The sequence below is a fragment of the Nocardia neocaledoniensis genome, from assembly GCF_029868625.1.
Classification (GTDB): Bacteria; Actinomycetota; Actinomycetes; order Mycobacteriales; family Mycobacteriaceae; genus Nocardia; species Nocardia neocaledoniensis_A.
This window is the reverse complement of the sequence record NZ_JARWOJ010000022.1, coordinates 1-16,145: the sequence shown is the minus strand read 5'-3', so window position 1 is coordinate 16,145 and position 16,145 is coordinate 1. Positions and strand designations below refer to the sequence as shown.

The 16,145-nt window shown below is 70.4% G+C and carries 18 protein-coding genes; 7 read left to right on the top strand and 11 right to left on the bottom strand.

The genetic code is table 11. The features are described from left to right. The first annotated feature begins 84 nt into the window (after nucleotides 1–84). The 3 genes from QH270_RS00785 (at nucleotide 85) to QH270_RS00775 (ending at nucleotide 2,554) form a co-directional block, all read left to right on the top strand. Entirely contained in the window at nucleotides 85–639 is a 555-nt protein-coding gene (locus QH270_RS00785) for a hypothetical protein (protein WP_280338415.1), read from the top strand. A 411-nt stretch (nucleotides 640–1,050) separates the two neighbouring features. Then, nucleotides 1,051–2,271, top strand: a complete 1,221-nt coding sequence (locus QH270_RS00780; protein ID WP_432420267.1) for an NAD(P)-dependent malic enzyme — start codon at nucleotides 1,051–1,053, stop codon at nucleotides 2,269–2,271. A 73-nt stretch (nucleotides 2,272–2,344) separates the two neighbouring features. Then, the gene (locus QH270_RS00775) at nucleotides 2,345–2,554 is read left to right on the top strand and encodes a CopG family transcriptional regulator (RefSeq protein ID WP_110036584.1); all 210 of its coding nucleotides are present in this window, start codon (nucleotides 2,345–2,347) and stop codon (nucleotides 2,552–2,554) included. 109 nt (nucleotides 2,555–2,663) lie between these two features. Here the strand turns inward: QH270_RS00775 and QH270_RS00770 are convergent, their stop codons facing one another. Genes QH270_RS00770 through QH270_RS00755 form a run of 4 tightly spaced genes read right to left on the bottom strand, consistent with a single transcriptional unit; the run spans nucleotide 2,664 to nucleotide 6,059 of the window. Then, a complete protein-coding gene (locus QH270_RS00770) occupies nucleotides 2,664–3,371 on the bottom strand; it encodes an ABC transporter permease (protein ID WP_280338414.1) in 708 nt (235 codons plus the stop codon). Beyond that, nucleotides 3,368–4,021, bottom strand: a complete 654-nt coding sequence (locus QH270_RS00765; protein WP_280338413.1) for an ABC transporter permease — start codon at nucleotides 4,019–4,021, stop codon at nucleotides 3,368–3,370. Before QH270_RS00765 ends, QH270_RS00770 begins: the two co-directional genes overlap by 4 nt. Continuing rightward, complete coding sequence (locus tag QH270_RS00760) at nucleotides 4,018–5,166, bottom strand: ABC transporter ATP-binding protein (RefSeq protein ID WP_280338412.1); 1,149 nt, start codon at nucleotides 5,164–5,166, stop codon at nucleotides 4,018–4,020. The genes QH270_RS00765 and QH270_RS00760 overlap by 4 nt, the downstream gene beginning before the upstream one ends. An 8-nt stretch (nucleotides 5,167–5,174) precedes the next feature. Further along, complete coding sequence (locus tag QH270_RS00755; protein ID WP_280338417.1) at nucleotides 5,175–6,059, bottom strand: ABC transporter substrate-binding protein; 885 nt, start codon at nucleotides 6,057–6,059, stop codon at nucleotides 5,175–5,177. 247 nt (nucleotides 6,060–6,306) lie between these two features. On the opposite strand from QH270_RS00755, the gene QH270_RS00750 reads away from it, so the two are divergent. Then, nucleotides 6,307–7,164, top strand: a complete 858-nt coding sequence (locus QH270_RS00750) for a glycine betaine ABC transporter substrate-binding protein (protein ID WP_280338411.1) — start codon at nucleotides 6,307–6,309, stop codon at nucleotides 7,162–7,164. A gap of 63 nt (nucleotides 7,165–7,227) precedes the next feature. Here the strand turns inward: QH270_RS00750 and QH270_RS00745 are convergent, their stop codons facing one another. Continuing rightward, entirely contained in the window at nucleotides 7,228–7,956 is a 729-nt protein-coding gene (locus tag QH270_RS00745) for a hypothetical protein (RefSeq protein WP_280338410.1), read from the bottom strand. 357 nt (nucleotides 7,957–8,313) lie between these two features. On the opposite strand from QH270_RS00745, the gene QH270_RS00740 reads away from it, so the two are divergent. Continuing rightward, nucleotides 8,314–9,789: a DHA2 family efflux MFS transporter permease subunit gene (locus QH270_RS00740; RefSeq protein WP_280338409.1), complete on the top strand. Its 1,476-nt coding sequence runs from the start codon at nucleotides 8,314–8,316 to the stop codon at nucleotides 9,787–9,789. Between the two features lie 10 nt (nucleotides 9,790–9,799). Here the strand turns inward: QH270_RS00740 and QH270_RS00735 are convergent, their stop codons facing one another. Beyond that, nucleotides 9,800–10,159 (bottom strand): hypothetical protein, encoded by a 360-nt coding sequence (locus QH270_RS00735; RefSeq protein WP_280338408.1) that lies wholly within the window; start codon nucleotides 10,157–10,159, stop codon nucleotides 9,800–9,802. 5 nt (nucleotides 10,160–10,164) lie between these two features. Further along, nucleotides 10,165–11,910 (bottom strand): molybdopterin-dependent oxidoreductase, encoded by a 1,746-nt coding sequence (locus QH270_RS00730; RefSeq protein WP_280338407.1) that lies wholly within the window; start codon nucleotides 11,908–11,910, stop codon nucleotides 10,165–10,167. Between the two features lie 119 nt (nucleotides 11,911–12,029). Here QH270_RS00730 and QH270_RS00725 point away from each other — a divergent pair, with 119 nt between their 5' ends. Then, the gene (locus QH270_RS00725) at nucleotides 12,030–12,476 is read left to right on the top strand and encodes a hypothetical protein (protein ID WP_280338406.1); all 447 of its coding nucleotides are present in this window, start codon (nucleotides 12,030–12,032) and stop codon (nucleotides 12,474–12,476) included. Between the two features lie 234 nt (nucleotides 12,477–12,710). Here the strand turns inward: QH270_RS00725 and QH270_RS00720 are convergent, their stop codons facing one another. From QH270_RS00720 to QH270_RS00705, 4 genes are read right to left on the bottom strand one after another with little or no spacing between them, the layout of a single operon-like run. Beyond that, the gene (locus QH270_RS00720; protein WP_280338405.1) at nucleotides 12,711–13,493 is read right to left on the bottom strand and encodes an ESX secretion-associated protein EspG; all 783 of its coding nucleotides are present in this window, start codon (nucleotides 13,491–13,493) and stop codon (nucleotides 12,711–12,713) included. Further along, nucleotides 13,490–14,890 (bottom strand): PPE domain-containing protein, encoded by a 1,401-nt coding sequence (locus tag QH270_RS00715; RefSeq protein WP_280338404.1) that lies wholly within the window; start codon nucleotides 14,888–14,890, stop codon nucleotides 13,490–13,492. The genes QH270_RS00720 and QH270_RS00715 overlap by 4 nt, the downstream gene beginning before the upstream one ends. Then, on the bottom strand, nucleotides 14,890–15,282 hold the full coding sequence (locus QH270_RS00710) for a hypothetical protein (RefSeq protein WP_280338403.1): 393 nt from the start codon (nucleotides 15,280–15,282) through the stop codon (nucleotides 14,890–14,892). Before QH270_RS00710 ends, QH270_RS00715 begins: the two co-directional genes overlap by 1 nt. 16 nt (nucleotides 15,283–15,298) lie before the next feature. Further along, nucleotides 15,299–15,823 (bottom strand): DUF3558 domain-containing protein, encoded by a 525-nt coding sequence (locus QH270_RS00705; RefSeq protein WP_280338416.1) that lies wholly within the window; start codon nucleotides 15,821–15,823, stop codon nucleotides 15,299–15,301. Between the two features lie 82 nt (nucleotides 15,824–15,905). Between QH270_RS00705 and QH270_RS00700 the strand changes: the two genes are divergently transcribed. Further along, on the top strand, nucleotides 15,906–16,145 hold a 240-nt coding region (locus QH270_RS00700), incomplete at its 3' end, for a hypothetical protein (RefSeq protein WP_280338402.1).

Here is a 16,145-nt window from a genome sequence, read left to right as displayed (position 1 = left end):
GGTGTGCACCGTCGTGCCGTTCCTGCTGATCGTGCAGGCCTGCCGGGAACTGCTCGAGACCCCGGTCGACACCGATCGCGTGTGGTGGCTGTTAGGCGCGGCCGTGGCGGGGGGCGGGGTGGGGGCGCGGGGGCCCTGGCCTCCGGCGCCTGGGCGGGGGCGGGCGCGGCCACCTTCGCCGCGGCCGCGGAGCGCGCCACCACCGGCCGGCCGGTCCCGGGCGCCGGCCTGGGTCCGCACGCCCATCTCGACCCGCGCGCGGTGATCGGCCTGGTGCAGGAGCACACGCTCCCGCTGCGGCGCAGTTACCGGCGCAGCGCGGGCAGCCTGCGCGACAGCATCGCCGAGCTGGACGCGCTGTGGCCGGGGGCGCGCTACGAACTCGGCGGCATCGGCGTCGGGCAGGTCAAGGCCAGACAGGCGGCCGCGCTGCTCGCGGTCGCGCGGTGGGCGGGCCACAGCGCGCTCGTGCGCACCGAGAGCCGCGGCATCCACCGGCGCATCGACTACCCGGACGTGAGCGCCGACTGGTCGGTCGGGCAGCGCTGCGGTGGCCTCGACGAGGTGTGGGTGCGCCGGGTCGACGGACCCGACGCGTTCGGCGGAGAGCTCACCGCGAGCCGACCCGCCGCGGTGTGACTGTTCACCGGATGTTCCCCCGCCGCCGCGAGATTTCGCTAACGCCACGGCAATTCCCCGCCGCTACCCTCGATCCATGACGCGCGGCCGGGAGACACACGGGACCGGTTTGGCAAGTCCTCGTCCGGGCTGGCAGAATGTTGCGGATTCCCTGCCCAAGCCACCGCCGGGTACGGGGACCGAGGTGGGCCTCCGCCCCGCGACGCACCGTCGCGGCCGAGTGCCGACCCGTTTGTCCGCCCGGACCACCCGTCCGGCTCCGCTCGGCGGATCTGTGCCGCGCCACACGACCCGGTTTCACCCGTGTTCGCCCTGGCTGCGCACCCCTGAGTGCTCTGTGAATTCCGTAATCCCGATATACCCGGCGGTAACCGTCCCCCGGTTGAGTCCGACTCGAGCAGGAGTGAAATCGTGTCACCTGTGACTGACGCACCGAATGCCACCGCGGCGCCCAAGGCCGATGACGCAGCGAGCCTCGCTGCCATCACCCAAGACGAGATCTTCGCGGGCCACCTCGGTGGCAAGCTTTCGGTCGAGCTCAGCGCCCCGCTCGAGACCCAGCGCGACCTGTCGATCGCCTACACCCCCGGTGTCGCCCAGGTCAGCCGGGCGATCGCGGAGGACGCGGCGCTCACCAAGACCTACACCTGGACCGACCGCCTCGTGGTCGTGGTCAGCGACGGCACCGCCGTGCTCGGCCTCGGCGACATCGGCCCGCGCGCCTCGCTGCCGGTCATGGAGGGCAAGGCCGCGCTGTTCAAGAAGTTCGCCGGCCTGAACTCGATTCCGCTGGTGCTCGACACCACCGATCCGGACGAGATCGTCCAGACGCTGATCCACCTGCGCCCCAGCTTCGGCGCGGTCAACCTCGAGGACATCTCGGCGCCGCGCTGCTTCGAGATCGAGCGGCGCGTGATCGAGGCGCTGGACTGCCCCGTCATGCACGATGACCAGCACGGCACCGCCATCGTGGTGCTGGCCGCCCTCAAGGGCGCGGCCGCCCAGCAGGGCCGGGACATGTCGGCCCTCAAGGTCGTGGTGTCCGGTGCCGGTGCGGCCGGTGTGGCCTGCGCCAACATCCTGCTCGCCGCCGGCGTGCCCGATGTGGTCGTGCTCGACTCGAAGGGCATCGTCAGCGCCGGGCGTGACGGCCTCAACGGCGTGAAGGCCGAGCTGGCCGCCCGCAGCAACCCGCGTGGTCTGACCGGTGGTGCCGCCGAGGCGCTGGCCGGTGCCGATGTGTTCCTCGGCCTGTCCGCGGGCACCATTCCCGAGGAGCTCATCGCCTCGATGGCGCCGGAGTCGATCGTGTTCGCCATGTCGAACCCCGACCCGGAGATCCACCCCGAGGTGGCCGCCAAGTACGCCGCGATCGTGGCGACCGGCCGCAGCGACTTCCCGAACCAGATCAACAACGTGCTGGCCTTCCCCGGTGTGTTCAAGGGCGCGCTCGACGCGGGCGCCCGCCGGATCACCGAGGGCATGAAGGTCGCCGCCGCCGACGCCATCTTCGGTGTCGTCGCCGACGAGCTGGCCGTGGACCGGATCATCCCCAGCCCGCTGGACCCGCGCGTGGCGCCGGCGGTCGCCGAGGCCGTGGCCGAGGCCGCGCGCGCCGAGGGCGTCGCCTAGTCCGCAGCGTTCCACCGACAGCGCCCCGTTCCCCGGAACGGGGCGCTGTCGCGTTGTCTGGGATCATCGGAGGATGACGACCTTCTCCGCCCAGCTCCCCGACGAGGTGTACGCGCAGCTCGCCGGTGCGGCCGAGGCCGACGGCCTGTCGGTGAACGCGGCGGTCGTGACGGCCGTGCAGGAGTGGCTGCAGACGCGGGCCCACCGAGTCCAGGAGCGCGCCAGGATGCAGCAGGTGCTGGCAGCCGATCCGCACCTGCGGGCCCTGCTCGGCGACGACTGACCCTCGCGGGCCGGGAGCGACGGGGGCGAGACCGCAAACCCCGAGGCATTCAGCCCTTCAACGGCGACTCGTGACGGGTCGTCACCGGTGTGCCCGGGCCCTCGACGACCTACTCCGCGACGAGCGTCGTGTCCGTGCCGACGACCGTTCCACGGGCCAGCCGCCCCGTGCCCGGCGCGCTGACCCAGACCGCCGCCGCCAGGATCGCGTCGAGCACCAGCGCGAGCACGGCCACCAGCAGCGCGCCGACCAGCACCAGGTCGTAGCGGTAGAGGCCGATCCCGTCGAAGATGTAGCGCCCGAGCCCGCCGAGGTTGACGTAGGCGGCGATCGTCGCGGTGGCCACCACCTGCAGGGTGGCGCCGCGCAGTCCGCCCAGCATCACCGGCATGGCATTGGGCAGTTCGACCCGGAACAGGATCTGGGATTCGGTCATCCCCATCGCGCGGGAGGCGTCGACCACGTCGGCGGGCACGTTCGCGATGCCCGCGTACGCGCCGGCCAGCAGCGGCGGGATACCGACCGTGATCAGCGCGAGCAGCGGTGGGATCAGCCCGAGGCCGAGTCCGAGCACCAGGAAGGTGAGCAGGCCCAGCGTCGGCAATGCCCGCATGGCATTGGCGAAACCGACCAGCACCGCGCTGCCGCGCCGGGTGTGCCCGATCACCAGGCCGAGCGGCACCGCGACGAGCGCCGACAGCGCGACCGTGAGGAAGCTGTACCAGAGATGCTGCAGCAGCCTGGTGCCGATTCCGGCGGAGCCGCCCCAGTTCGCGCCGTCGGTCAGGTACCGCCAGGCTTCGACGAACAGATTCATGCCGATTCCTCTCGCCCGTCGGCGCGGGTCCACGGGGTCGCGAGCTTGCCGAGCAGGAAGACCAGCCGATCGAAGATGAGCGCGAGCACCAGGGTGACGATGATGCCCGCGACGATCTGGTCGGGATAGTCCCGCTGGTATCCCTGCGTGAACAGCTTGCCGAGCCCGCCGACGCCGACCAGCGCGCCGACCGACACCATCGCGATATCGGTGACCACCACGACCCGCAGGCTGGAGACGAAAACCGGCAGCGCCAAGGGCATGTCGACGGTCAGCGTGCGCCGCAGGCGCCCGAATCCGATCGCGTCGGCGGCGTCGACGACATCGGCGGGGACGGAATCCAGCGCGGTCGGCACCGCGATCAGCAGCAGCGCGGTGGAGTACACCGTGAGCGCGATGATCACGTTCAGCGGATCGATCGCCGAGATACCAACCAGCGGTGGGATGATCACGAACAGGGCCAGCGAGGGGATGGTGTAGGCCAGGCTCGACACCGTCGTGGTGATCCGCCGGGCCCAGCCGTTGCCGCGGATCAGCGCGCCGCACGGGATCGCGATCAGCAGGCCGAGCAGCAGCGGGACCAGCGCGAGGACCAGGTGCTCGCGGGTGATCGCCATGACCTCGGCGAAGTTGTCGAGCAGATACCTCACGAGGCGTCCTGGTCGAAGAACTCCCGGTTCCGTTCGGCGTCCTCGACGCCGCGCTGCTCCGCGAGCTGGGTGAGCACATCGGTGGCGAGCAGGCCACCGCGCACGGCGCCCGAATCATCCACGGCGACACCGATACCCGACGGCGAGGAGATCGCCGCGTCGAGGGCCTGACGCAGGTCGCCGCCGGGGGTGAACAGGGAACCACCGGCGGACACGCTCGCCGCCACACTGCGGCCGGCGCGCACGCCCTCCACCCCGGTGACGTCGACCCAGCCGCCCGGCTTGCCGTCGGCGTCGACGACGAGCGCCCATTCACCCTGTTCGAGCCGCAACCCGGCGACCGCGTCGGCCTCGACGGTGCGGATCGGGGCCAGCGCGACCCCGTCGGCGGTACGGAACGACAGCGCGCGATAGCCGCGATCCCGGCCGACGAACTCCGCGACGAAATCGGTGGCGGGCTGGGCGAGCACCTGTTCGGGCGCGCCGAACTGTTGCAGCACGCCGCCGCGCCCGAACACCGCGATCCGGTCGCCGAGGGTGATCGCCTCGTCGATGTCGTGGGTGACGAACACGATCGTCTTGTGCAGTTCGGCCTGTAGCCGCCGCATCTCGACCTGTAGTTCGGCGCGCACCACCGGGTCGACGGCGCTGAACGGCTCGTCCAGCAACAGCACCGGCGGGTCGGCGGCCAGCGCCCGCGCCACCCCGACGCGCTGCTGCTGCCCGCCCGAGAGCTGCGCCGGATAGCGCTGCGCCAGACCGCGATCCAGGCCGACCCGGTCGAGCACATCGAGCGCGGCGGCGCGGGCGTCCTTGCGGGAGGCGCCGAGCAGCATCGGCACGGTCGCCACATTGTCGATCACCTTGCGGTTGGGCAGCAGCCCGCCGCTCTGGATCACGTACCCGATCCCGAGCCGCAGTTTCACCGGGTCGACCGAGGCGATATCGCGGCCGTCGAGAGTGATGGTGCCCGCGCTCGGCTCGACCATCCGGTTGATCATCCGCATCGAGGTGGTCTTGCCGCAGCCCGACGGGCCGACGAACACGGTGAACGACCCCGATTCGATCCGCAGATCCAGGCCGCGAACCGCCCGGGTGCCATCGGGGTAGGTCTTCTCGATTCCGCGGAATTCGATGTCGGACAACGGGTCTCCTAGCCGATGGGGGAGTTCAGCCCCTGCGCGGTGATCCAGGCGAGTGCGGCGGCCTTGGGTTCGATCTTGCTGTCACCGGAGACCGCGGTGTTGAGCGAGATCAGTTCGGTGGTGGTGAGTTTGGCCGAGACGGCGTCGAGCACGGCGACCGCCTTGTCGGTCTTCTTGGCGGCGTTGAACAGCGGCACCACGTTCTGGGCGGCGAAGTTGCTCTTCGGGTCGGCGAGCACCACCAGGTTGTTCTGCGCGATCGCGGGCGAGGTGGTGAAGATGTCGGCCGCGGTGACCTGGCCGTCGACCAGCGCGCGCACCGTCGCGGGCCCGCCGCCGTCGGCGATCGGCACGAAGTTGGCGTCGGTGATGTCGAGCCCGTAGTTCTTCTTCAGACCCGGCAGGCCACCGGGGCGCTGCGCGAACTCGGCGGGCGCGCCGAACTTCACCTCGGCCGAGTGCGGGGCCAGGTCGGCGATGCTGGTCAGCTTCCAGCGGTCGGCCGTCGCGCGGGTGACGACGACGGCGTCGGAATCCTGGCCCGGCGCCGGGGTCGCGATGGCCAGTTCGCTGCCGAGGGCCGCGGTCAGTGCCGCGTTCACCTCGGGCTCCGCGGTCGCGGTGGCGTCCTTGTTCAGGTACTGCAGCAGGTTTCCGGTGTATTCGGGGATCAGCGAGATCGCGCACTGGCGCAGGGCGGGGATGTAGGCCTCGCGGCTGCCGATATTGAACTTCGTGTCGACCTTGAAGCCGTTGATTCGCAGCACCTCGGTGTAGATGTTGGCCACGGTCTCGGACTCGGGGAAGTTGGCCGAGCCGATGATCAGGGCGTCGCTGGCGCAGTCGCCCTTGGCGGCGAGCGGATCGGAGTTGCCGCAGGAGGCGACGATCATGGCGGCGGCCAGTGCGACGGCGGCGGCGAGCACCCGGCCCGCTCGGACGGCGAGGCGGCGTGCCGGTCGGCGTTGTCCAGGTGTGGAGGAGGCGAACGCGGTTTTCACTGGTGTCCTTCCGGCAAAGGCGGGCAGTGCGCTGTGCACGCGGCCACGGGGCCGCGGGTACATTCTGGTTGTTCATACTGCCCCGCGTCGCGCCGAATTGCGTGGGTTGACGGCAAATACAGGAAGGTGGTGTCGCCGGATGGGGTCGCGAGCGGTGCGCAGGACGGTCGCCGCGGTAGTGGTCGCCACCTGGTCTTTCGCCACTGTTTCCTGCGCCGCCGACGAGTCGCGGACGGTGGTCGCGGTGGGCGCCGACGCCACCACCGAATCAGTTCTGCTCGCCGAGATCTATGCCCAGGCACTGGCCCGTACCGGCACCCCGACGGCGGTCGTGCGCGACTCCGCGGCGCCGCTGGCCGACCTCGACGCGGGCCGGATCGCGGTCCTGCCCGCCCGCAACGGCGCCCTGCTCGATCGCTGGAATCCCGGCGCCCCGGCCCGCACCCCCGAGGCCGTCGGCGGCGCGGTCAATGCCGCCCTCCCGCAGGGCCTGTCGGTCTCCGACCCCGCCGACGGCACCGATCTGCGCCCCCGGCTGCTGGTCACCCCCGAACTCGGCGCCACCACGGTCGCCGCCCTGACGCCGCGCTGCGCCGAACTCACCGCCGGATTCGCCGCCGTCCCCGGCCTCGCCGCCACCGCGCCGCCCCAACTCGCCGACTGCGCGTTCGCCGCGAGCAAGCCCTACCCCGACCCGGCAGCCCTGCGAAAAGCCCTGCGCGACGGCGAGATCCAGGTGGGCGTCCTCAACGGCCCGCCCGCCGACGCGGACACCGCCGACCTGGTCGTCCTCGACGACCCGAAATACGCCCTCCGTGCCCAGAACCTGCTGGCCGTCTACCGCTCCGGCATCTTCGACCGCGCCGAGTCGAAGAAACTCAACTACGTCGCCGGTGAACTCACCACCGAGGACCTCGTCGACCTCATCCACCAGGTCGACACCGGCACCACCCCGGCCACCGCCGCCCGCACCTGGCTCGACGCCCACGGCCTCTGACCTACGACGAGACCCGCCCTCGCATCAGGATGCGGGAGCGGGTCTCGTCGTGTCCGGCGGAGATCAGGGCACGAGTTGCGGATTCAGCGTCACCGCGCCCGCGCCGATGCCGGCACCGACGAGGGCGCCGATCCCGGCCGCGGGCAACCCTGCGATACCGGCGCCGATCGCCGCGCCGATCGCGATGCCCGCGACCGCGCCGACGGCGATCGAGGGAGCGGCGATCGCTGCCTGCGCGGCCAGTCCCGCGATGAAGATCGGCACATCGATGAGGCAGCCCGTGGTCACACAGCCGACCATCGAGCCGATGAAGACGGCCGCGGCGACCGTCCCGATACCGATCAGGAAGCCGGCGCCCGCGCCGACCACACCGCCGATGACCGCGCCCGGGATCGCGCCGACGATCGCGGCGGGGATACCTGCCGCCGCTGCGCCGACTCCGGCGCCCACCAACGCACCGGTTCCCACCTTGGTGGGGTCAGCGATCGGCGCGTTGACGGAAATCAGGGCCTCGGCGGGTGTCGCCACGCTGCGGAACGACACCTGGCGATCGTCGATCCTGACCACGTTCTGATCGTCGACGGTGACGGTGTGCCCGTCGATCGTCATCGTCCGATCATCGACGAAGGTGATGGTGTGCCCGTCGTAGGAGGTGGTGCGCTCCACACTCGACACCACCGGTGCCACCGGTGCCGCGGACGCGACGTCGGCGCAGGTCACCGCGATGGCTACCGGGAGTGCGCCCATGACGAGTGCCCGGCTGAAACCCCTGGCGGAATAACGGCGAATCATTGTCCCCCCCATTTCTGTTTGTTTGTTTTCGATGAGACGGGGCTGATTCAACACGAATCACTTTCTGATCTTCAAAAAATGTGATGCCACCAACTTTCCGACGTCATTCGAGAAATTCGACACATTTTCGCCACCTCGGGCGACCGCATCTGCCGCGGGGTGTGAGCCCCCGTGGGCGCAGGCGCATACTCGACACATGCGCTCGGACGCGGCGAGGCTTCGCGCGGCGGCTGCGACCCGCCGGGCGGACGGCGCGGCATCACCCGCCGGCCGCGCGCCGACGACCGGCGTGGTCGAATTCTCGGTGGATGACCCGGTCCGGTCGCCCGATGACGAACTCCGATAGGAACCGCTTCGATGACCACTCAACGAAATCCGTGGCTGGCGCTGTTCGCGCTCGTGGTCGGGTTCTTCATGATCCTGCTCGACATGACGATCGTCGCGGTCGCCAATCCGGCGATCATGGCGGACCTGAACAGCGACATCTCCAACGTCATCTGGGTGACCAGCGCCTACCTGCTCACCTACGCGGTGCCGCTGCTGGTCACCGGGCGGCTCGGCGACAAGTACGGGCCGAAGAACATCTATCTGATCGGGCTGGCGATCTTCACCGGCGCCTCGCTGTGGTGCGGCCTGTCCGGCAGCATCGGCATGCTGATCGCCGCGCGCGCCGCCCAGGGCATCGGCGCGGCGCTGATGACACCGCAGACGATGGCCGTCATCACCCGCACCTTCCCGCCGGACAAGCGCGGTGCCGCGATGGGGCTGTGGGGTGGCGTCGCGGGTCTGGCCACGCTGGTCGGCCCGATCCTGGGTGGGGTGCTGGTCGACAGTCTCGGCTGGGAGTGGATCTTCATCGTCAACGTGCCGGTCGGCATCATCGCCTTCGGGCTGGCCGTGTGGCTGGTGCCCGCCCTGCCGACCAACGACCACAAGTTCGACCTGGTCGGCGTGGTACTCAGCGGCGTCGGCATGACGGCGCTGGTGTTCGGCATCCAGGAGGGCAACACGCACGACTGGTCCCTGCGGATCTGGCTGTTGATCGGGTTCGGCGTGGTGATGCTGGTGGCGTTCGTGATCAACCAGGCCAGGAACCGGGGCGAGCCGCTGGTGCCGATGAGCCTGTTCAAGGATCGCAACTTCTCGCTGTCGAACCTGGCGATCGCCGCGATGGGCGCCGCGGTCACCTCGCAGATGGTGCCCGCCTACTTCTATCTGCAGGGGGTGCGCGGGATGTCGCCGACCACGTCGGCACTGGTGTTCGCGCCGATGGCGATCGTGACCGGCGTCAGCGCGCCGCTGATCGGCAAGTTCTCCGATCGGCTGCCCCCGCGCCTGGTGCCGACCATCGGTTTCACGCTGTTCGCGGGCTCGATCTTCGGCTTCGCGTTCCTGATGGAGCCGGACTCCTCGATCGTCTGGTTCCTGCTCGTCGCGGCCGTGGCCGGTTTCGCCAACGCCTGCATCTGGGCCCCGCTGGCCTCGACCGCCACGCACAACCTGCCGATCGCGCAGGCGGGTGCGGGCGCCGGCGTCTACAACACGACCCGCCAGGTCGGCTCGGTCCTGGGCAGCGCCGCCATCAGCGCCCTCATCGCGGCCCGCCTCACCGCCAACGGGCTCGGCGGCGACGCCCCGGTGGGCGAGGGCATGGGCACCGGCCCCCTCCCGCCCCACGTCCTCGACGAGTTCAGCACCGCACTGGCCCAGTCGATGCTGCTCCCCGCGGCCATCCTCATCATCGGCATCGTCGCCTCGGCCCTGTTCGTCGGCCACGCCCAATCCGGCGCGGGCAGACCAACCCCACGCGCCAAGGCCGACACCGCCGCCTGAGCGGGCGAAGTCAGCGGACGGGGTCGGTCAACCGCTTCCAGTCGATTTCGCAGCGCACCGGAGCTTCGATCGTCACCGGCCCGTCCGACGGTCGAAGCTCCAGATGCGGGGTGTACTGGCCGAGTACGTGATCGAGTACGAAGATCTTGATCACGCTGATGCTGTTGTCGGATACCCACACGAGCCAGCACCAGGCCTTCTGGTGGGCGCGTTGCGGCGACTCGGCCCGGACGATATCTCCAGCGTCACCGGTTCCGGCTGCAGGTTGTCGCTGGTTGCCCAATCGAAGATGGCGGACACGTGCGCTCCTCAGTTGTGCAGTGTGGTGCACGAGCATGCACCATCTTGCCAGCAGGTGCCCGCTGCTCACACCGGCTATTGCACCTGGATGGTGAGGGTGGGGTAGCCGGTGGCGCCGTCGGGGACGACGTCCTGTTCGACGGCGGTCTGCGGTTGGCCGGTGGCGTCGGTGGTGCGGGCGCGCAGGGTGTGCGGGCCGGGGGTGGCGTCCCAGTCGTAGGCCCACTGGCGCCAGGTGTCGATGGAGACCTCGGTGGACAGGCGCGCGGGCTGCCAGTCGCCGTTGTCGATCTGGACCTCGACGCCGGTGACACCGCGGTGCTGGGCCCATGCCACACCGGCGATCACGGTGCGGCCCTTGGCGATTCGGCCACGACCACGCGGGGTGTCGATGCGGGTGCCGGTCTTGATCGGGCCGTGTGCCGACCAGCCGCGGCGGGTCCAGTAGGCGGTGGCGCGGTCGAACCGGGTCACCTCGAGTTCGGTGACCCACTTGGTGGCCGACACATAGCCGTAGAGCCCGGGCACCACCAGTCGCGCCGGATAACCGTGCCGGACGGGCAGCGGTTCGCCGTTCATCCCGATCGCGAGCAGGGCGTCGCGGCCGTCGGTGAGCGCGGTGAGCGGGGTGCCCGCGGTCCAGCCGTCCTGGCTGCGGGACAGGACCATGTCGGCTTGCGGCAGCGGGCCCGCTTCGGCGAGCAGCTCGTCGAGCCGGTAGCCGAGCCAGCGGGCATTGCCGATCAGGTCGCCGTTGACGGGATTGGAGACGCAGGCCAGCGTCACCGTCTTCTCCACCGGGGTACGCCGCGCGAGATCGTCCCAGGTGAGCACGATTTCCCGCTCGACGAGACCGTGGATCCGCAGCGACCACGAGTCCGTCGACACCTGGGGAAGGCTCAGCGCGGTGTCGATCCGGTAGAACTCGCTGTTGGGTGTGAGGTACGGGGTCAGGCCGGGCAGGCGCAGGTCCGCACCCGGCGGTAGGTCGGGAAGTGGGGCGGCGGCGCTCGGTAGCTCGACGGAGGCCCGCTCGGCCGACACGTCGGTGCGCGCGCCGCCGAGCAGCCGTCCCGCTGTGCCTGCGCCGAGTGCGAGCACGCCGGTGGCCGCGATGCCGCCGAGTACTCGCCGCCGCCCGGTGCCGTTCGGCGCGACCGGAGCGGAGCCCACCTGCTCGGCATCCCGCGCCGTCGCGCTCGGGCGATTGCGCTCCTGATCCGGGCTCGGCGATCGGCCTGCCGCGTCATCGGTATCGGTTCCGCCGATGTCGTCGGCGCTCGCGCCTGCCCGCGCCCGACCCGAACGGTCCCTTGCCGCGTCGGTGCCGTGATCCTGGGCCGTCTCGCCCGTGCCTGCCTCGGGCGGTGCGGCACCCTCCGGACCGGCGGCCTCTGCGCGCGCCGTGTCGATCCGATGTGTGAGCGCGCGGAGCGCGAGAACCCCTGCGGCGGTGCCGAACACGGCGGGCAGCGCGCCGGAGAATCCGCCGATCCGGCCCGCCCCGATGGCGGCGGCGAGCACCCCGAAGGCGACGAACAGGCCCGACCCGATCGGCCGGTCACCGCGCTCGAGCATGCCCGCCAGCGCGGCGACGACAACCGCGACCATCCCCATGCAGACGAACAGCACGGCCTTGTCGTTCGTCCCGAAGGTCTGGATCGCCCATTCCCGGATCCCGTCGGGCGTGTGGTCGACGACGGTCGCCCCGAGCGCGTACGCGGGCGCGCTCCCCGCGCCGGTGAACGCCGCGACCAGCTCCGCCACCCCGAGCACCAACGCGGCGGCCACGATCCCGGCCACCGCCCGCAACAACGCCATGCGCCGAGCCTACGTCGCACCGGAGGTGACCGGTTCGTGACGACGGAACGCCTGCGCACGCCGACACTTGAAAACTACAATGCGTAGTAGAACTGATCCTCTTTCGGCTGGAGACACCGATGACAGCACCGGATCCGACCCTGCGCATCACGACCGGCGTCTTCGCCGTCGCCCTGCTCGTCCACGGCGCCGATCATCTGCGGCGCGGCATGGACGTCACCTCGGCGCTGGTGAACACCCTCGGCACCCTGCAACTACTCTTCGCCCTGCTCACGGTGTTCCTGGTGGTCCGGCGCCGCCCGGAGGCCCCACTCGCGGCGGCGATCGTCGGCTTCGCCAGCGCGGTGGGTTTCACCGTCGTCCACCTGCTCCCCGACTGGTTCGGCCCGCTGAGCGACAGCTTCATCGCCGCACCGCCCGAAGCCCGCGTCACCGGGTTCTCCTGGTTCGCCGCCCTGTTCGAGATCGCCGCCGACCTCGCCATCGGCATCGCCGGACTCCGCGCGTTGCGCGCGGCGAGGCAGCGCCCGGCAGTCGAGCCGAATGCCGGAGTCGCTCCTCGCTGACGCGGGCGTGGACTACCGCCGCGAGCTTCCTCGCGTCGGTAGTGGCAACCGGTGCGCTCGACCCCCGAGAAGGTGCATCGCCCCGCTCGGTGCCCCCGTCTCATGGACCGCCGAGCGCGCCTCGTCCACGGGGCAACGGGGAGCGGTGGTCGCCCTCTCACCGGCAGGCTGCGGCGCCGTCGACCTGACCGACACGGTGACCGGAACAGGCTGTCGGAGAGCTTGTTTCGATGTTCAGGGCGCTCCCACGTGGTCGGCGCGCCTGGTCATGGTGTCGATCCGGGTCTGCAGGCGGCGGGTGATCTCGGCTGCCGGACCGGGGATGACGGTGAAGCTGTCGGCATCGTGGTACTGCATCAGGTAGCGGCCGTCGTCCGGGTAGTCCAGCCAGAGGAAGGCGGAGCCGTCGTCGGTCGGGCGGGCGTCGAGTGCGAAGCCCGGGTACACGGTGATCTCGCCGGTGCCGCTGCGGGGACGGCGGAAGAACTTCTGCAGTTGTTCGACCGGTGACAGCCGGGTCGGATTCCTTGCGTAGACGGGCGCGTCGAGATCGGTGCGACGCCCTTCGAAACGCGGCAGGCTCCCGCCGACGACCTGGGGCAGCGTGGCGACGATCTGCGCCGCGACGGCACTCGCGGGCAGGCTCGTGAGAGTGATGTCGCCGCCGTCCTCGCGGGTCGCTCCCGGCGCTTGGACGGCGAGAGTCGCCGCGGCGCCGCTGATTCCGGCGTAGATGCGGACCGCCTCGGTCTGGCCGGGACCGGTGAAGCCCTCGATCTCGACGCGGACCCGGGGTTCGAGCAGGACCTCGAACACGCGGTGCAGGTTCGGGTCGTAGATCTCGCGCATCCGCAGGGCGATGGCTCTGCGGCGCTCGGCGAGAACGTCGAGCGATTCGGCGAACTCGGGCCTGCGGCGCAGGGGATACGGGACGCGATCGCGACCATTCCCCTCGAGGACGAGGGCGAATTCGGCGGGGGACAGCCGCCAACCGGCCGTCGTCGGTGGCTGGTTCACGCGCCGATCACTCCGCCCGGCGGCAGCGTCGGCGGCAAGGTGCCGATCAGCTCGCTCTCCCGATCCTGGATCAGGTAGTCGGGCGTGGTGTGCTCGTCATCGTCCTCCTGCTTGCCGCCGCCACGGCCGCCGCCCATCATGCCGGGCATCCCCGACATGCCACGAGCGCCCGCGGTACCCGTGCCCGCGCGTACGCCGGCGGCCTGCGCCGCGCCGCCGCCGGTCGTCCCCGGACGCGAGGTTCCGGCGCCCGGTACCCCGGCCGCTCCACCGCCGGGCGAACCGCCACCCGTGCCACCGCCGGGCGAACCGCCGCCAGGCGAGCCGGTGCCCGGCGTGCCGTCGCCGAGCTTGGACCCGGTCGGGTCGGCCGTCGACGCCGGTGCTGTCGACCCGTCGTCGGTGGTCGTCGGCGTGGTGTCGGTGTCGTCGTCGGTCGTGTCGTCGTCGGTGCTGTCGGCCTCGGTGGTGTCGTCGGTGGTGGTGGGATCGTTGGTGCTCGCCGGATCCTGTTGCGTCCCAGCGGGATCGGTCGACGGGTTGTTGGTGTCGGGGTTGCCGCCACCATTGTTGGGGTTGCCGCCGTTGTCGGGGTTCCCGTCGCCCCCGGGGTCGGTCATGCCGTTCTTCGGCGCCGGCAACACCGGGGTCTGGCCGTCGACGGTCGTTGCGCCCGGCTGATAGGTGCCGATCATGAACAGCTGTGCGGAGGCCTCGGCTTCATTGGCGCGATGGCTTCCCATCTTGAGCACACCGTTGCCTGGAACATGGCCGAGCCAATCCTCGGCGAGGGACACATCTTCGGGCTCCGGGATGGTGATCTTCGCCTGTCCCAGCAGACCCTGCATCCAGTCGATACCGTTGGCGACCATCTGGAAGCTGGTGGACAACTGCGTCGCCTCGGTCGTGTAGGTCCGGATCGCCTCGATGGCCGCGTTACCGGACTGGCCGGACCACTTCTCCGCGACTACCGCGTCGAACTTGCTCCGATAGGTGGTCACGGCGGTTTCCAGGCCGGTGGTGAGCCTGCGCCAGCCGTCGGCCCCCGCGTTGACCTGATCGGCGTCGACAGCTCCGTCGGCACCCGCGTTGAGCGCGTCCCAGATCTGCTGATGCGTCCACTCGCTGAAGGCTTCGGGTTTCGCGATGGCGGTCTTGGCCCTGGTCAGCGCGGCACCGTTCGCGAGGCGCGACCACTCGTCGCTGATGATGCCGCGATCACCCTCCCACGCCTGTTTGCCCTGATCGACGAGCTTCCCGCGCTCCGTGGCGGCATCGTGGGATTCCATCTGGTTGAAGATGCTGCCCGTGCCGATCGTTGCGACGGTGGTACTGATCGCCTCGAGGGGTGAGACGACCACCGCTCCGAGAAAGCTGCCCACGTCTTCCCAACCCATCAGATCGCCGCCCCGGTCGTGCCGAGCGCACCCGCGGTCTGCTGGTCGACAGCCTGCAATTTGCCGATGGCGGCGAGGAAGGTGTCGCGCTGATCGCGGGCGATGGCGATGTGCTGGTCGATGCGGGCGACGGCGGAGTCGTCGGCACCGTCGGGGCCGCCGGTCACGGCCTTCTTCTCGAATTTCGCTCGAAGGTCCTTCGCAGAGGGAAGCCCGCCCCAACCCGTGAGGAACTCGAGGCTTCGCGCGTTCTCCCGTTGCTGCTCGAGGTCAGCGATGTACTGGCTCGCGACGTCGGCGATGGATTTGCCGAGATCTTCGTCGATCTTGAACTCGCCGTTGATCGCCTGTTGTTTCATCTGGCGCCAGTAGGCGGCTTGATCCTGGGTCATTGGTGATCCTCCCCGATCACTTCGGTAGGTGGGGCTCGAGTGCCTCGGCATATTGCTGGGCCATGGTGCACAGGTCACCCACCCGTGGACCTTCGGTGCTCAACCACGAAGCTCGCACTGTGAACATGCCTTGTTCTGCACTGAACGAAACATGGCACGCGTCGACATCGTTGTTCTCTTTCGACACCACGCCGGGTCGTGAGTTGACGGTTGTGTCGCGAAGTACTGTCGCGCTCTCCTTCTTTCGAAGATCGTCGAGCGTGAACCGGGTTGAGAAGATTCCGATGGCGCGGCGACCCGAGCCGTAACGGTCGTCGAGCGGACGCCAATTGCAGACCCGCCAAGCGGACGCCCCAGTGGGCGGATCTGTCACCACGCTCATGGTCGTTGGATCGAGCCCAGCCCCCCGCAAAGCCTCGTCACTCATCGCCCCACGGCACGGATTGAACAGATTGTCGCTACCAGCGTTCGCCGAAGTGGTCGTCGCCGACCCACCCTCCCCGGTCCCCGTACACCCAGCGAGAACAGCCGCCCCGACCATCCCGCCGACCAGGACCCGCATCACCGCAACGCTGCGCACAGCTCTCCTACCTGACAACTCCCGGCGGATTCCCCACCGCTACTTGTTTGGACGCGCCACCGGCCCGATCGGTTCCCTCGAGTCCCGCCCCGCGCGCAACACCCTACCGGCGGGCGGGAACCGGCCCCGAACGGGCGGGGGGGGGGGGGGGGGGGGGGGGGCCGGGGCGGCGCGGGGGGGGGGGGGGGGGGGGGGGGGGGGGGGTTGTTTGAGGGGGGGGGCGGGGGGGGGGGGAGAGGGCCCCGCGGGGGGGGGGGAGGGGGGGGGGGGGGGGGGCCCCCCC

What these genes read in the sequence shown, in the direction of transcription:
- QH270_RS00710 (WP_280338403.1), bottom strand. Translation starts at nt 15,282, where the DNA reads ATGACCCAGGATCAAGCCGCCTACTGGCGCCAGATGAAACAACAGGCG.
- QH270_RS00745 (WP_280338410.1), bottom strand. Translation starts at nt 7,956, where the DNA reads ATGATTCGCCGTTATTCCGCCAGGGGTTTCAGCCGGGCACTCGTCATG.
- QH270_RS00770 (WP_280338414.1), bottom strand. Translation starts at nt 3,371, where the DNA reads ATGAATCTGTTCGTCGAAGCCTGGCGGTACCTGACCGACGGCGCGAAC.
- QH270_RS00750 (WP_280338411.1), top strand. Translation starts at nt 6,307, where the DNA reads ATGGGGTCGCGAGCGGTGCGCAGGACGGTCGCCGCGGTAGTGGTCGCC.
- QH270_RS00755 (WP_280338417.1), bottom strand. Translation starts at nt 6,059, where the DNA reads ATGATCGTCGCCTCCTGCGGCAACTCCGATCCGCTCGCCGCCAAGGGC.
- QH270_RS00740 (WP_280338409.1), top strand. Translation starts at nt 8,314, where the DNA reads ATGACCACTCAACGAAATCCGTGGCTGGCGCTGTTCGCGCTCGTGGTC.
- QH270_RS00775 (WP_110036584.1), top strand. Translation starts at nt 2,345, where the DNA reads ATGACGACCTTCTCCGCCCAGCTCCCCGACGAGGTGTACGCGCAGCTC.
- QH270_RS00725 (WP_280338406.1), top strand. Translation starts at nt 12,030, where the DNA reads ATGACAGCACCGGATCCGACCCTGCGCATCACGACCGGCGTCTTCGCC.
- QH270_RS00730 (WP_280338407.1), bottom strand. Translation starts at nt 11,910, where the DNA reads ATGGCGTTGTTGCGGGCGGTGGCCGGGATCGTGGCCGCCGCGTTGGTG.
- QH270_RS00705 (WP_280338416.1), bottom strand. Translation starts at nt 15,823, where the DNA reads ATGGTCGGGGCGGCTGTTCTCGCTGGGTGTACGGGGACCGGGGAGGGT.
- QH270_RS00715 (WP_280338404.1), bottom strand. Translation starts at nt 14,890, where the DNA reads ATGGGTTGGGAAGACGTGGGCAGCTTTCTCGGAGCGGTGGTCGTCTCA.